This is a genomic window from Thiorhodovibrio winogradskyi (genome assembly GCF_036208045.1).
In the GTDB taxonomy this organism is placed as follows: domain Bacteria; phylum Pseudomonadota; class Gammaproteobacteria; order Chromatiales; family Chromatiaceae; genus Thiorhodovibrio; species Thiorhodovibrio winogradskyi.
The window spans coordinates 2,485,100-2,500,249 of sequence record NZ_CP121472.1; the positions used below are offsets into that span (position 1 = coordinate 2,485,100).

The 15,150-nt window shown below is 60.7% G+C and carries 12 protein-coding genes; 5 read left to right on the top strand and 7 right to left on the bottom strand.

The features are described 5' to 3' along the window. Positions 1-34 precede the first annotated feature (34 nt). Positions 35-1,294 (bottom strand): glucose-1-phosphate adenylyltransferase, encoded by a 1,260-nt coding sequence (locus tag Thiowin_RS11070; RefSeq protein ID WP_328987789.1) that lies wholly within the window; start codon positions 1,292-1,294, stop codon positions 35-37. Between the two features lie 657 nt (positions 1,295-1,951). Here Thiowin_RS11070 and gpmI point away from each other — a divergent pair. The 4 genes from gpmI (at position 1,952) to Thiowin_RS11090 (ending at position 6,645) form a co-directional block, all read left to right on the top strand. Then, positions 1,952-3,496, top strand: coding sequence for a 2,3-bisphosphoglycerate-independent phosphoglycerate mutase (gpmI, locus tag Thiowin_RS11075; RefSeq protein ID WP_328987790.1), 1,545 nt, complete (start codon positions 1,952-1,954; stop codon positions 3,494-3,496). 155 nt (positions 3,497-3,651) lie between these two features. After that, entirely contained in the window at positions 3,652-4,503 is an 852-nt protein-coding gene (locus Thiowin_RS11080; RefSeq protein WP_328987791.1) for a thymidylate synthase, read from the top strand. A gap of 197 nt (positions 4,504-4,700) precedes the next feature. Continuing rightward, a complete protein-coding gene (gene sohB, locus Thiowin_RS11085) occupies positions 4,701-5,723 on the top strand; it encodes a protease SohB (protein ID WP_328987792.1) in 1,023 nt (340 codons plus the stop codon). Between the two features lie 70 nt (positions 5,724-5,793). Beyond that, a complete protein-coding gene (locus tag Thiowin_RS11090; protein WP_328987793.1) occupies positions 5,794-6,645 on the top strand; it encodes an HAD-IIA family hydrolase in 852 nt (283 codons plus the stop codon). Here the strand turns inward: Thiowin_RS11090 and Thiowin_RS11095 are convergent. From Thiowin_RS11095 to Thiowin_RS11120, 6 genes are all read right to left on the bottom strand, one after another. Next, positions 6,566-8,566: a SpoIIE family protein phosphatase gene (locus Thiowin_RS11095; RefSeq protein WP_328987794.1), complete on the bottom strand. Its 2,001-nt coding sequence runs from the start codon at positions 8,564-8,566 to the stop codon at positions 6,566-6,568. The genes Thiowin_RS11090 and Thiowin_RS11095 overlap by 80 nt on opposite strands. After that, positions 8,550-9,413, bottom strand: a complete 864-nt coding sequence (locus Thiowin_RS11100) for a substrate-binding periplasmic protein (protein WP_328987795.1) — start codon at positions 9,411-9,413, stop codon at positions 8,550-8,552. The genes Thiowin_RS11095 and Thiowin_RS11100 overlap by 17 nt, the downstream gene beginning before the upstream one ends. Next, a complete protein-coding gene (locus Thiowin_RS11105; protein ID WP_328987796.1) occupies positions 9,397-10,257 on the bottom strand; it encodes a GGDEF domain-containing protein in 861 nt (286 codons plus the stop codon). The genes Thiowin_RS11100 and Thiowin_RS11105 overlap by 17 nt, the downstream gene beginning before the upstream one ends. Further along, a complete protein-coding gene (locus Thiowin_RS11110) occupies positions 10,254-10,664 on the bottom strand; it encodes a DUF1987 domain-containing protein (RefSeq protein ID WP_328987797.1) in 411 nt (136 codons plus the stop codon). Before Thiowin_RS11110 ends, Thiowin_RS11105 begins: the two co-directional genes overlap by 4 nt. A 3-nt stretch (positions 10,665-10,667) precedes the next feature. Then, positions 10,668-11,222 carry a SiaB family protein kinase gene (locus Thiowin_RS11115; RefSeq protein ID WP_328987798.1) on the bottom strand — a complete coding sequence of 185 codons (555 nt, stop codon included), beginning with the start codon at positions 11,220-11,222 and terminating at the stop codon, positions 10,668-10,670. 202 nt (positions 11,223-11,424) lie between these two features. Continuing rightward, complete coding sequence (locus Thiowin_RS11120; protein WP_328987799.1) at positions 11,425-12,348, bottom strand: complex I NDUFA9 subunit family protein; 924 nt, start codon at positions 12,346-12,348, stop codon at positions 11,425-11,427. A 299-nt stretch (positions 12,349-12,647) separates the two neighbouring features. Here Thiowin_RS11120 and Thiowin_RS11125 point away from each other — a divergent pair, with 299 nt between their 5' ends. Continuing rightward, positions 12,648-15,146, top strand: a complete 2,499-nt coding sequence (locus Thiowin_RS11125) for a type VI secretion system Vgr family protein (protein WP_328987800.1) — start codon at positions 12,648-12,650, stop codon at positions 15,144-15,146. The last annotated feature ends 4 nt before the right edge of the window (positions 15,147-15,150 follow it).

Sequence of the window (15,150 nt, forward strand, 5' to 3'; positions counted from 1 at the left end):
TCAAGCCTGTGTTGACCGCCGCGGAAATGCGGCATCATTCGGAGTAACCGCGTCCAGTGCCGCGCACATCGCGGGCAAAGAAGCCGACCAGACCAGAGGGCACCACAGTGACGCCACCGGGGCTTACATGAAAACGCTGGCGATCCGCGTCGGGATCATGGCCGATGAGGGTTCCGGGCTCGATGATGTTGTGACGATCAACGATGACCCGACGCAGCCGCGCCCCACGGCAGACGCGCACATAGTCCATGATGATACAGTCCTCAAGCTCCACGTCTTCCTCGATCACCGTTTCGCGCCGAATGATGGAGTTGCTGATGCGGGTGTTGTCGTGGATGACGGTGGCCGCGCCAAGCAGGGAGTTGTTGACCTGGCCGCCGAGCACCCGGGCAACCGGACCCTGGTAGTTGCTGGAGTAAATCGGCCACTCGGGGTTGAAGGCGTCGAACACCGGCTCGGCGCCCAGTACGTCTTTGTGGGCGTTGAAGTAGGCATCGATGCCGCCGACATCGCGCCAGTAAACGCGCGTCTCATAGGGCTTGATATTGGGAATCTCGTTGGTGGCGAAATCGTAGGAGAAGAGCCGCTTGCCGCTGGTAAGCAGACGCGGGAGCACATGCTGGCCAAAGTCGGTTTCACCCGCTTGCTGCGAGTCGTGCAGGGCGTCGAGCAACACCTTGGTATCGAAGACATAATTGCCCATGGAGGCAAAGGCGCAGTCCGGGTTATTGGGCATGGGCCGCGGATCGGCGGGCTTCTCCTGAAAGGCGCTGATGCGACCGCTCCCGTCGGCGACGATGACGCCAAATCCCTTGGCATCTTCCAGCGGCACCGGCAGGGCGGCGATAGTCACATCCGCTTCCCGCTCGCGGTGGAAGTTAACCATCTGGCGGATGTCCATGCGATAGATGTGATCGGCACCGAATACCACGACCAGATCGGGCGCGTGCTCTTCGAGCAGATTGATGTTCTGATGCACCGCGTCCGCCGTGCCCTGGAACCAGCTCGAGCCTGCCCGCATCTGCGGTGGTACCACGGTGACGAATTGATCTTGCAGCAGCGGCGAGATGGTCCAGGCCTTGCGAACGTGTTCAATGAGAGATTGCGACTTGTATTGCACCAGCAGATAGATGGTGCGGATTTGGGAATTGATCAGATTGCTCAGCACAAAGTCGACGATGCGGTAGCGTGAGCCGAAAGGCACCGATGGCTTGGAACGGGCGGAGGTGAGTGGTTGCAGGCGGGAACCTTGACCGCCCGCCATGACGAAAGCGATGATTCTGTCAGCAGACATCTGTGCCTCTCTGGCCCCGGCCGCGCCCGGTGGCCTTTAAGTGTTTAATTATGCTGTGATGCAAACGGCAATGCCGAGCGTCACCTCTGGCCATTACGCCCGATGGGCGCTTCCCCAAGCAGCCATTAATAAGGTTGAAGGTGCTGCCATTCAGGGCGGCCGTCCTGACTGCTGGCCATCGCCTCTCGCGAAATGCTGAGCACATTGTGACACAGTGTGCTCGAGTGGCTCCACGGCCTCAGCCTTGCCCTCCCTTGCAACCGGAAAGCATACGCATCAGAGCGGGTCGCGCGCAACCGCCAAGCAAAGGTTTTGCGGAGCAGACAGCTATCGCAGTATCGAGGCAAGCCCCGGACGCCGCGCTTTTTGCCACCACCAGCCTTGCCTGGGATAATCTCTGTCACAATCTCCTTGGCGAACAATATGATCGCACCTGATCACAACAAGGATACAATAGTCGGCACGAATGCGGCTTTGGTTAGCAATAACCAGCCAAGGCTCGCGCCAAAGCGCCCGCATCGGTCGCGTCCATCAGGTATGTCGGGTCGATTCCTGCGCTCTTTTCCAAGCGCCAACCCGCCAGGATCGAGAGCCCAGGATCGAGAACAAGTATCACCCCATCTCATCAAGCACCAGGATTCAACCTAAGGACCAATTATGAGTAATAAAGCCGGAATGACCCGTCGCCCGGTCATTTTGATCATTCTCGATGGATTCGGCGTCAATCCAAGCAAAGCCCATAACGCTGTTGTGTTGGCCTCCACACCCAGGCTCGACACCCTGTTCGCCGAGAATTCCCACACCACGCTCTCGGCCTCGGGTCGCGCCGTGGGTTTGCCGGATGGCCAGATGGGCAACTCCGAGGTGGGTCACATGACGCTTGGCTCCGGCTGTGTCATTCGCCAGGATTTGGTGCTGATCGACGATGCCATTGCCGATCGCAGCTTTTTCGACAACCGCGCGCTGGTCGCGGCCGCGCGACGCGCCGCCGCCGCGGGCCGCCCGCTCCATCTCATGGGATTGGTCTCCGACGGTGGCATCCACAGCCATATGCGCCATCTTACCGCGCTGATCAAACTGGCCAAGCGCAACGGCGCCAAGCCCGTGTTACACATGATCACCGACGGGCGCGACACCCCACCGCGCGCCGCCATGGACTATCTGCCCTCGCTGGAGGAATCCCTGGCCGCCGCCGACGGGCAGATCGCTACCGTCTCCGGTCGTTATTACGCCATGGACAGGGACAACCGCTGGGATCGGACCAAAATGGCCTTCGACGCCCTGGTGCATGGCCAGGGCCGCAAGGCCGCCAACCCGCGCGCGGCCATCGAGGCGGCCTACAAGTCTGGCGAGGACGACGAGTTCATCTCGCCGACCATGATCGATGGTGGCGAGCAGGTGCGCGAGGACGACAGCCTGGTGTTTTTTAACTTCCGCAAGGACCGTCCGCGCCAGATGGTCTCGGCACTCTTTAATACGCAGTTTGATCAATTCGATCGTGGTGAATTCCGTCGCGCCGAGGTCACCTGCATGATGGAATACGACCAATGGTATGGGTTGCCGGTGGCCTTCGACCACGAATCCCCCAGCGTGACCCTGGGCAGCATCATCAGCGACGCTGGCCTGGCGCAACTGCATTGCGCCGAGACCGAGAAATACGCCCATGTGACCTTTTTCTTCAACGGCGGTCGCAGCGATCCCTATCCTAAGGAGGACCGCATTCTCATCCCCTCGCCCCAGGTCGCCACTTATGATTTGAAGCCCGAGATGAGTGCCCCCGAGGTCGCCGATGCCCTGATTGGCGCGCTGAATGATCGCAAACATGCCTTCATCGTCGCCAATTTCGCCAACGGCGACATGGTCGGCCATACCGCCGTGCGCGAGGCAATTTTGGAAGCCGTCAGCGTGCTCGACCGCGAAGTCGGCCGGGTCGCGGATGCCGCGCGCGAGAATGGCTACTCGGTGCTGCTCACCGCCGATCATGGTAACTGCGACGAGATGATTGACCCCTTAAGCGGTGAGCCCCATACCCGCCACACCTGCTATCCTGTCCCTTGTCTGGTGGTCGATGAAATGCCTTGGATATTGAGTGTCGAGGGCGGTATCGTCGACATCGCGCCCACGGTGCTGACGCTCATGGGCTTGCCGGTGCCCGAAGGCATGCAGGGCAAGTCGCTGCTACTCAAGCCCGCAAAGCGGTGATGGAAAGTATAAAGTTTGAGTTTTGAACTTTGAACGGTGACGCTTGACGGGTAGGGACTTGGATGTCGTCACTTTTTAGGGTTAGCCCGGTGATGCATGGAACGATAGGCGATCACAACAACGCATTTTCTCGGTAGGTTTCAGTAGTTACACTCGTGCAACAATACCTCGATCTCATGCGCGACATTCTCGCGCACGGCAGTGCTCGCGAGGACCGCACTGGCGTTGGCACCCGCTCGGTGTTCGGGCGGCAACTGCGCTTCGATCTCAGTGCCGGTTTTCCGTTGCTGACCACCAAGCGCGTGCATTTCAAGAGCGTGGTGGTTGAGCTGCTTTGGTTTCTGCAAGGGACCACCAACAACCGCTGGCTGAATGAGCGTGGGGTGAGTATCTGGGACGAATGGGCCGCGCCCGATGGCGAGCTTGGTCCCATTTACGGTGCCCAGTGGCGACGTTGGCCGACCGCCGAAGGCGAGACCATTGATCAACTCAGCGATCTGGTCGCCGCCTTGCGCGGGGATCCGGACTCCCGCCGCCACCTGGTCTCGGCCTGGAATCCCGCCGTGCTGCCACGCTCGGGCGTCTCGCCGGCGGATAATGCCGCCGCCGGGCGCATGGCCTTGGCGCCCTGCCATTGTCTGTTTCAGTGTTATGTGGACAGGGGCGAGGAGCGCGGGCGGCTATCCCTTCAGCTCTATCAGCGCAGTGCCGATTTGTTTCTTGGCGTGCCCTTTAATATCGCCAGCTATGCCTTGCTGACCCATCTGCTGGCCCAACAATGCGATCTGCAGCCTGGCGAGTTGGTGCATACCTTTGGCGATGTGCATTTGTACCGCAATCACTTAACCGACGACATCGTGCATGAACAACTCCGCCGCGAGCCGCGCGCGCTGCCTCGGCTTGAGATTGGCCGTCGACCATCATCGCTGTTTGACTATCAGCCCGAGGATTTCCGCCTCGTCGGCTATGAGCCGCACCCATCCATTCGCGCGCCCATCGCGGTCTGATGTCGTCGCTTTCAGGAGGCGCCGCTGCCTCGCTCGACTCGTTATCATGTTCTAGTGACATCGCCCGAGATGCCGCGCCAATTCCATCAGTCGAATCTGGGTGGATTTGGGCAGATTCGGGCGAATTGATTGGGGACGCATGAATTCGTCCCCGCCAGCCCACCCTATCCGCCATTTTCCGCGACTCCGGAGCGCGCATGTTGATTGAATCCTTTATTGAAGCCTTTATCGAATATGGCTTGTTTGTGGCCAAGGCCCTGACGCTGTTGATCGCTGTTGTCCTGGTGGTCCAAACGCTGCTGCGCTCCCGCCTGGATCCGCGTGGCGGGGATGACGGGCGCCTGGAGATCACCGACCTTGGCGAGCGCTATCGCGACATGGCGCTCGGGCTCAAGCAGGCCATGCTGCCGGCCAAGGCCTACAAACAGCTCATCAAAGCGGAGCGCAAGGCGGACAAAGCGCGCGCCAAGGAGACCAATCCCGAGCCCGAGAAACGACGGATTTTCGTGATTGACTTCCATGGGGACATCATGGCGACCGAGGTCGGCGGCTTGCGCGAGCTGATTTCGGCGCTGTTGCTGGTGGTGCGCAAGGAGGACGAAGTGCTGGTGCGCCTGGAGAACACCGGTGGCGCGGTGCATGAGCATGGCTTGGGGGCCTCGCAACTCTTGCGTTTGCGCCAGGCGGGCGTCGCGCTCACGGTCGCGGTCGACAAGGTCGCGGCCAGCGGCGGTTATTTGATGGCGGTGGTGGCCAACCGGATTCTGGCCGCGCCCTTTGCCGTCATCGGCTCCATTGGCGTGGTGGCGGAACTGCCCAATTTTCATCGTTGGCTCGAGCGCAACGGTATTGACTTCGAGCTGCACACCGCTGGCGAGTACAAGCGCACCCTGACGCTCTTTGGTGAGAATACCGAGGAGGCACGGGTGAAGGTGCGCGAGCAGCTTGAGGATGTGCATCGGCAGTTCAAAGCCTTCCTGCTGGAATACCGCCCCGATCTGCCACTAGAACAGGTCGCCACCGGCGAATACTGGCATGGCGAACAAGCCTTGGCTCTTGGCCTGGTCGATGAACTGCGCACCAGCGACGATTATCTACTCGCCGCGCGTGAAACAGCCGATCTCTATCTGGTCGACTATCAGGCCAAGAAGAAGCCGCTGGAGCGCCTGCTCGGTTCCCTGCGGCTCAAAGCCGCGCGCTGGTGGAATGCGCTCCGCTAGGGGGCTCTCCGCCAGGGGACGCGCTGCCAGGGGGCGATCCGCTGGAGGCGGATGCATTGGTCCAGGCGCCATGATTACCCCGGCCCAACTCATTGAGCGCTACGACGGCTTCCTGCTCGATGCCTATGGGGTGCTGCTCGACGACACCGGTCCGCTGCCCGGGGCGGCGGATTTTCTCGCCCGTCTCGATGCCGCCGGCAAGCCCTGGCTGATTGTCACCAATGCCGCCAGTCGCCTGCCTGAGCAGCTCGCGGCGGATTTCACCGCCAAGGGCCTGCCGCTGCGGGCGCGCCATCTGCTGACCTCCGGCATGCTGCTGCAGCCTTATTTTGCCCATCAGGGTCTCGCGGGCGCCTCCTGCCTGCTGCTTGGCCCACCCAGTGCCCAGGGCTATGTTACCCGCGCCGGTGGGCGGCTGGTCGAGGATGACCGCGACGCCGAGGTGGTGGTCATTGCCGACCAGAATGGAGTGCGCTGGCCCGAGGACTTTAACCGCGTGCTCAATCTCATCATGCGTCGGCGCACTGATGCTCAGCCACTGCATTTGCTGTTGTGCAATCCGGATCTGATCTTTCCCTGCGCGCCTGATACCTTCAGCCTGACCGCCGGGGCCATGGCGGTGCTTTTGGAGACCGTGCTTAATGCCCATGATCCCGGCCAGCCACTGGCGTTCGAGCGCCTGGGCAAACCCTGTCGGCCGATTTTCGATCAGGCCAGGGAGCTGCTCGGCGTGCAACACCTGGTGATGATCGGCGACCAGCTAGGCACCGATATTCGCGGTGCCCTGGATGCCGGCATGGATGCGGTCCTGATCGGCACTGGCCTGGCCGGCGGCGCCCCGATTATCCCGGATGCGCGCGGCGCCCAAGCCGGGCCCCTGCCGCGACCGACATGGCAACTGCGCGGGCTTGAGGATGTTTAGAGGATTTCCCAGAAGATCCGGGCCGGCGCTTGTCGGCGGGATTGGCAGGCTCGAGAGTTTTGCGCACGGCGATCAGGGTCATGTCATCGCGGCGCGCCTGGTGGCCGCGATAGGCGGCAAGGGATTGGACGAGGGCTTGGATCCAGTCCGCGAGCTTGGGCTGGCGGCTTTGCTTGAGCAGTTCGATAAAACGCCGGCGCCCGAGCAGACGGGTGGGCTCGCCGCCCATCTGATCGGTCATGCCATCGCTCAGCAGCAGGCATAGATCCCCGGGGGCAAGGCTGAACCCATGCCGCTCGATCTGGCCCGGTGGCGGCAGGCTGGCATAGCCAAGCTGGGCATGGGCACCGCGATAGACCCGCGCCTGGTCATCCATGCCGAGCCGAATCAGGGCGATGCCGGCGCTGGCGAAGCTGGCGTGGATGCCATCGGGGTCCAGGCATAGCACGGCGGCCTCCAGCCCATCATCGGCCTGGGTGTGCTCGTGATCCTGGCGCAGGCGTTGGCGCACCAGATGGTCAAGGGCATGGAGAATGTTGACCGGATCATACACCTTCTGCTCGTGCAGAATGCGCTCCAGGGCCGAGGCGACCACAAGGGTCATTAACGCACCAGGAACGCCATGGCCGGTGCAATCGGCGAGCAGAATCAGCTGTTGCCCACCTTGCTGACCGGCCGTCCAATGGCCCTTCTGGTCGGTCTGCTGGTTGCTCTGCTGACCGGGCAGGGACTCAAACCAGTACCAATCGCCGCCAACGGCCTGCAGCGGCTCCCAATGCACTAGGATCTCGGCGTCGCGTGGGGCGATGCGCTCGGGGGCCGGCAAAATGGCGTTCTGAATGCGCCGCGCATAGTCGATGCTGGCAAGCACCTGGGCATTGGTCTCGGTAAGCTTGGCATGGGTGCTGTCGAGTTCGCGAAAGGCGTGTTCAAGCGCGGTTTTCTGTTGGTTCAGATCGCCAAGTACCCTCTGCAGTTCGGTGGTGCGTCGCCGCACCCGGTCCTCGAGCTCTTCGGTCAGTGCCCGCAGATCACGCTCGGCGGTGTCGCGCTGATGCAGACCGCGTTGGAAAGCGGCCAGCAGATCGGCAATGCGTTGGTTCAGCATGCCGAGTTCATCGCCAGCATGTCCGCGCAGGCGTGGCGGCCGCCAGTGGCCGGGGGCGGCGGGGTCGACCGCGGTGATGGTGTCGGACAGGCGCAGAATGGGACGGGTGATCATCCAGTAGAAGAGCGCGACCACCAGGGCCGAGACCAGCAGAATTTGCACCGTGGTGACCAGCAAATTGGTGCTGGCCTGGGCCAGGAAGCGGTCCGCCAGGATGTCCGGCGAGAGACGCAGGCTCAGGGTGCCGAGGGTGTCGCTGATTTGCTGGCTATCGGGCTGGCTACCCTGCTCGCTATTAGTCATGCTATCGGTGTCATGTAACACAAGGCGGTAGTGGATGACATCGGCAAAGGCCGGCGCCAGCGTGGTCGCCAGGGCGCTTGGCGGCGAGGCGGGAGCGAGTTGGATTTCGGCCAGGATCGAGCCGAAATTGTCCCGCAGTTCGGCGGAGGCCAGGGCGGGCAGGGCGCTGAGGCCATCGATGAGCTGGCGCGCCAGTTCGGGATGCATCTGGTAGGCGGCTTCGGTCGCCGAGCCGCGCACCAGGGCGAGCACGCGGTCGATTTCGGCCCGGAGATCAACGCGCAGGTCGCGCCATTGCAGATAGAGTTGCAGGGCGCCGGCGGAAAAGCTGAGCAAGGAAACCGCCATCAGGGTAATGGCGGCCTGTTTGAAGGTGAGCCCTCGCCAGTAGGAGACCCGGGCGCGGAGCCGAGTCTGGTTTTGGCGCTGGTTTGAACTCTGGCTCTCGATCAGGCTCGGGCGCGGATCCTGCTCCTGGCTTTGGGGCAGGGGCTTAGTCGGCGTTGTCACGAGGGTCAGTCCCGTTCGGATCGTCCGCCTCAATGCCCCAGTCAGCCTTGATGGCGGCGACCTTGTCGGAGGAACGCTCAAGCCAGCGATCAAGTGCCCGGAGCACGGTCGGGTGTTTCAGCGTGGACAGATGGTAATGGTCGCGTGCATGGGGTAATCCGGGATCGAACACCAGGGCGCCGGCCTGGTCCAGGTCATGCTCGAGCTGCCAGGTGGCGACCTCAATGCTGGCATAGGCGGCATCGACGCGCCCGGCCAGGGTTTGGCGCAAGAGGCTGGTCAGATCCAGGCTCTCACGCAGGCGCACCCGGCCCTGGTTGATCGGCTCCTGCCAGGCCCAGGGTGTGAAGCCGATGACGGTCGCCAGGGTCCGGATGGCGGCTTGGTCCTCGCCCATGCGTTCGGGCCGCACCAGGGTGCCATCGGTGAAGGCGAGCAGGGGGTGGCTGTAGTGAATCTCCAGATCCTTGCGCTTGTCATTCTGCCAATCGGGATGGTCGGGCAGTTTGAAGTCGATCTCACCATTGAGAAAACTGCGCAGCAGGCGCGAGACCGGCAGCGGGCGATACTCGAAGCGGAGTCCCTCGTCGGCGGCAAAGGCGTCGAGCAACTCTGGTAGCACGCCGACCCAGGCGCCGTCGCGATAGGCGCTGACGGGCAGATAGTCGATGTCCTCGACGCCAATGCTGTAGGTCTCGGGTTGCGCCGCCAGCGTTGAACCCGGCCAGGCCAGCAGCGCCAACAGGCCCAGGCCAAGCACCTGGACGGGCGCCTGGCCAAGACCGCCGCGTTGGCGCGCGGCTTTGCCACCACGAGCGGCCAGTGCCCGGCTAGTGACTGGCCTCAAGCGGGCAAGGGAAGTCCGGCGAGTCCGCAACCACCTGGTTGCGGCCATGATGCTTGGCACGATAGAGCGCATGATCGGCTCGGGCTATGGCGCGGTTAAGAGGGGTGTCTTTGGTCAAGGCCGCCACGCCGATACTCAGCGACAGCTTGATGGGGCCCTGAGGATTGGCTTGGGAGCCGGGGATTGGGGAGGCGGCCAGACGCGCGCGCAGGCGCTCCGCGACCAGCATGGCCTCGTCAAGATCGGTCTGCGGCAGAATGGCGAGAAATTCCTCGCCGCCCAGGCGCCCGGCGATGTCGCCCTCGCGCAGTTCGGCGCGGAAGAGCTGGGCGAAAAAGCGCAGGGCATCATCGCCGACGGCATGACCATGGCGGTCGTTGATCTCTTTGAAATGGTCAAGATCGCAAAGCATCAGGCTCAAGGGTTTTTGGCTGCGGCGATGTCGACGTACCTCGTGTTCGCCGAGTTCGAGGACATGGCGTCGGTTGCTAATATCCGTCAGCTCGTCGATGGTTGCCAGCCGTCGCAATTCCTGCTCCAGTGTCTTGCGCCGCTGGATCTCCTGGTGCAGCTTATCGTTTAGCGCTTGCAACTGGACGGTCTGCTCGGACAGGCGTCGATTGGCGTCATGCAGGTCGAGTTGGAGCCGGTCACTGATGCGCAGCAGTCGCCGCGCCTCGCGATAGCTCTGGCGATAGGCGTCGCGCAACGTCTTGAAGCCTTCCGGCAGACCATCGGGCACATCATCAAGGCTGTGCAGCATGGTTTCGGCGAGGTCGAGCATTTGCTCTTCGTAGGGGAAGAGGGTGACACCGTCCTCACGTGGTTTCGCGTACTGGATCATGGCGATGAACCCCCGTTCTGGGTGAGCGGCACCATCTCGAAGCGCCCATGCTCGAAATCCTCGGCAAAATCCTCGCCGAATTCCTCCATGGCGTCGTCCTCGGGGTCATAGAGCCAGCGTACATGAGTTGGTACCCCGCGCGCGGCGGCGCGCTCGAGGAGTTGGAAGATGTTCATCAGTGCCTTGGCGCTGCTGCTGTTGAAGTAGCGCATGCGCAACTCGAGCACCACCGGCTCGCTGGTCTCGGACAGGCTCTGGAGATAATCCGCCATGGCCTTGATTGGCGGACCAAAAAAAGCCGCCGCATCCTCGGGGTAGGACTCCCCGGCGAGGGAGAAGCGATGATTCGCGAAATCGAAGCGCAGTTCGGGCGAACGTTCGGTGGCTTCTCGGTGAATAGTGTCCATGCGTTAGATATAGGCCTTGAGACAGAAAAAGGTCTTGCTCTCGGCGACCGGGATGAAGTCGAATTCAATGGGTCGGCTCGAACGGCGCGCGATTTCGATCAGGCCGACATTGCCGTTGCCGCTATCGCTGTCCGTTGGTTCGCGGAGCTTTTCCTTGTAGAGTGCCTTGAGTCCCGCCTTGTCCAGTTTCGCGATGGCGCTCAGGCGTTCATCCAGCGTGATGGCTTCTTCCTGGCGCATGACATTGCCGCATAGCACAAAAAAGCCATCCGCCTCGCGGCCGACGGAAATCATGCCGGAGCTGAGCGCGCTCGACTGCCCCGGCGAGCTGATGACGCGCTCGGAGGAATAGCGCAGGATATTTTGCACCTGCTCGACAAAGACCGAGAACACACGACGGGTGACGTTGGCGTCGGTTTCGTCGAGGGTCATTTTCTGTTTCAGCGCTTCGCCGAGGGAGTAGAGAATGCCCTCGGACAAAAAGCCGACGAAGGAAAAGATCAGACCACGGTTGCCGGTGAGCTGCTGAAGCTCGAAGTAATCACTGGCGAGTTGCATCGGCGGACTCCCACGGCGGTGCCTGATGATATGCGGGGATGATGGGACCCGGTTATGGACCAGGATTGGCCGCCTGGCAGAGGTACCTGACAAAAACCCATCTTAAGCCCCGGATCGGCGCGCGACAATAGCCGTCAATGGCCCAGCGGGAGGCGCCTGGGAATAGCGGTGGACAGCGCACAACCCCTTGCCGCCTTGGGCGTCAGCCAGTGCCAAGATAGCGCGGCACCTCCAGGTCGATGTCAGTCGGGGCGATGCCAAGTTCGACCAGACCATTGTCCCCTGCGCAGAGGCTGTCGATTTGCAGGGAGCGGTAATTGTCCATGGTGAAGGGCTTGCCTGGCAGGCGCTCGAACAGTCGCGCCTGGCGTTGTGCGGCCTTGTCGCTTAGCTCTATAACGCGCACCCGGCGCCCGCGCACCTTGGCGGTGTATTCCACCAGTTCGCGCAGGCTCAGTGCCCGTGGACCACAGAGGTCGTAAGCGCGGCCAATGCTCTCCGGGTGATCGAGCGCGCGCACCATGGCCTCGGCGACATCGCCCACCCACACGGGCGCGAAACGGGCGCCAGGACAAGCGAGTGGGAAAAAGCCAGGTGCCCAGTCGATCAGCCCGGCGAAGCGATTGAACAGGCTGTCACCGCGACCGAAGATCACCGAGGGTCGAAAGGCCGTGGCCTTTGGTGTTTCCGCGGCCAGCGCCAAGGCCTCACCCGCCCCTTTCGACTTGAGATAGGCGGAGGTCTCGGCCGTTTCCTGTCCGGGTACGGTGGCATGGAGCGCGCTCATGTGCAGCAGACGCGGTACCTCGGCGGCGCGCGCTGCCTCAAGCATCCGTTCGACCAGCTCGACATGGACCTGCTGAAAGCTGGAGCGGGCGCTTTCGTTGAGAATGCCGACCAGATTGACCACCAGGTCGCAGTGGTTGAAAAGCTCCCTTAGGCTGGCAGTGTCGAGCCTGCTGAGCGGAGTGACGACAACGCCGGGATACAGCTTCAGATCGCGATGGCGATGTGGGCGACGTGTCGGCAGTCGGCATTGGTAGCCGCGCACGAGCAGTTGCTGAACCAGTTCGCGACCGACAAAGCCGGTGCCGCCGAGAATGCAGGCCTTGAGTTGTTTCTTCATGAGTCTTTGGTGGTTGCTGCCGGTGGTTGTGCTGCCGGCATCCGTTGGCGGCTGGCCGCGAGACGCCGATGACGCGCTATTATGCCGCCGATTGATGCGTGCTGAAACAGAACCAGTGGCAGTTGTGGCAATACCTGCTCTCCTGGGGGCTGTTTTTTCTCGCCTGGGAGATGAGCCAAGGTTAAAATCGCGCGCTCTCTATCCTGGCCGTCTATCCCAAGCCGTGTCGTTTCAAGCCGCTCGCCATCAGCGGGTGCTGGGGCGCCCAAGTGCCGTCCCACCCCCCGCAGGAGTTCATCATGCCAGAACTTGCCCAGAACGCTTTTACCTTCATCAGCCACGGCCTTGCGGAAAACACCTTTAGCGTGGTCAAGTTTACCGGGCAAGAGGCGCTCTCCAGCCTGTACAGCTTCGACGTTCTTTTGGTTTCCGAGTTAAATGATCTTGATATCGAGCCGATCTTGGCCAACCCCGCGACCTTGACCATTAAATCCCGGGCACAGGGGTTCGCGGACCAGCCTTTTCACGGCATTCTGACGTCCTTTGAGCAACTCCATCAAGTTGGTCCTTACGTTTTTTACCGGGCGGAACTGCGACCAAAAATGTGGTGGTTGACGATTACGCGCAAGAATCAGATCTTTCTCAACATGCCCGCGGATGAGTTCGTTGCCGCCGTGCTCAAGGACGGCGGACTTATAGCCGAAGTGGATTTTGCCATCCGCCTGACGCAGCAATTTCCGCCTTACGACTATGCCTGCCAATATGGCGAGTCCCATTTCGACTTTGCATCGCGCTGGGCCGAACATGGCGGGGCTTATTATTGGTTTGAGCAAGGCACGATTGCTGAAAGAATTATTTGCTCCGATAGCCTGATCGCCCACGTGCCGCTCCCGGGTTATGAAACCTTGAGTTTTTCCCCGTCTGCTGGCTTGCATGCGCATGGCAACCATGGCATCAGCAGCTTCACGCTCAAGCAGCGGCCCTTGCCACAAAAGGTCATGCTGCACGATTATAACTACATGCGTCCGAGCCTGAATATGGAAGCTCAAGCGGGGATTGATGACGACCAGGGTTTTGGCGAGATTCATCTTTGGGCTGACCGTTTTCGTTATCTCGCCGGAGGCCAATATCTGGCCAAGGCCCGAGCGGAAATGTTCAAATGCATGGAAAAGGTCTTTCATGGAACATCCTCCATCCCAGGGATTCGACCCGGCTATCTGTTCACCCTGACTGGACATTACCGTCAGGATTTCAACCGCCAATATTTGACCACCTCGGTGCGCCATGAAGGCAGTCAGGAGCGCTGGTTGGTGAGTGGCCTGGGTCTCGATCAGTTGGAGGACAAAGACGCTCTCTATTACCGTAACGTCTTTGAGTGCATCCCCAGCACCATTCAGTACCGGCCGCTGGTGCGCATGAAAAAGCCGGTGGTACCGGGCAATCTGGTCGCCAAGATCGACGCCGCCGGCTCTGGCCAGTATGCCGAAATCGACGAACATGGCCGCTACAAGGTCATCATGCCCTTCGATCTATCAGGGCGGGACGGCGGCAAGGCCTCCTGCTGGCTGCGCATGATGACTCCCTATGCTGGCGAAGGCCACGGTCTGCATTTTCCCTTGCTCAAGGGCGCGGAAGTGATGATCGGCTTCGAGCAGGGCGACATTGATCGTCCCTTTATCGCGGGAGCGGTGTTCAACCCCGAAAAGCCCAATGTTGTCACGGACAAGAACGCGGCAATCAACATTATCCGCACGCCCGGTGGCAACGAGATTGTCATGGGCGATGAACGGGGCAAGGAATTCATTTCCCTGTATTCTCCAAGTTCGGACAGCAGCATCAGCCTCGGCAGTGCGCCATCGGGCGATCCCGACGATGAACCCAGTTATGTGCAACATACAACGGGTCAGTCTGTCTTTTATGGTGTCGGCGATGCCTTTAGCGTTTTCGCCGGTACCAATACCAGCATCTCCGGTTCCTATAGCAATAGCATTAGTATCGGCTCAAGCAACAGTCTCACTGTTGGCGTCAACTTCTCCGCGGGCTATGGCACGGGCGTATCCTATAACCATGGCGATATGATTTCCTTGGGGAATGGCAGTTCCGAGGATTTCTCCAAGGAAAAAACCATTACCGGGCTTGAAAGTGTCGAAATCAGCGGCGGTTACAGCCAGGCGCTGACCGCGCCCCTGAAGCAAGCCTATGGCGCGCTGGTCTTGGGACTATTCGGCTCTGCATCCAGCGCGGCCGGCAGCGTGCTGACAACGGATGCATTCACCAAGCCCTATACCAAACGCATGATCTCGGATAAGAAAACTGGCGCGGCCCTGGGTATCACCCTTTCCAGTGTGGGCGTGGGCTTGACTATTGGCACGGCAGTTTGGATCGCCAAAATTCTAAAAGACTGGAAGGCGAAAACCGGACCCCAAGCACAGGGACGAATCACCTTGAATGTCGATGGGGTGAAGATTCAATCGCCCAAAGAGGTTGTTATTCAAGTTCTTAACCAAGTCGGACAAGAAGTTTCGAGCATCACTGTGCATGGTCAAGGGATTTCTTTGCAAGGGCCTGAATTTCATGAGCAAATCAACAATAGAATTGCAGACATTGAACAGGAAACGCGTCATATCGGCACGCTTTCGCAAGCAGTAGAAAACTTTAAACACATCGGTGAAAACCAACGAGTTCAACTCCAACATTCAGAGGAGATAATCGATGAGTTGACGCAGCAATGCAATACTCTAAAAGCAACAGCTCGCCAAGGTATTAAGATCGATGGCAAGACCATCCATCTTGCATAAGCCC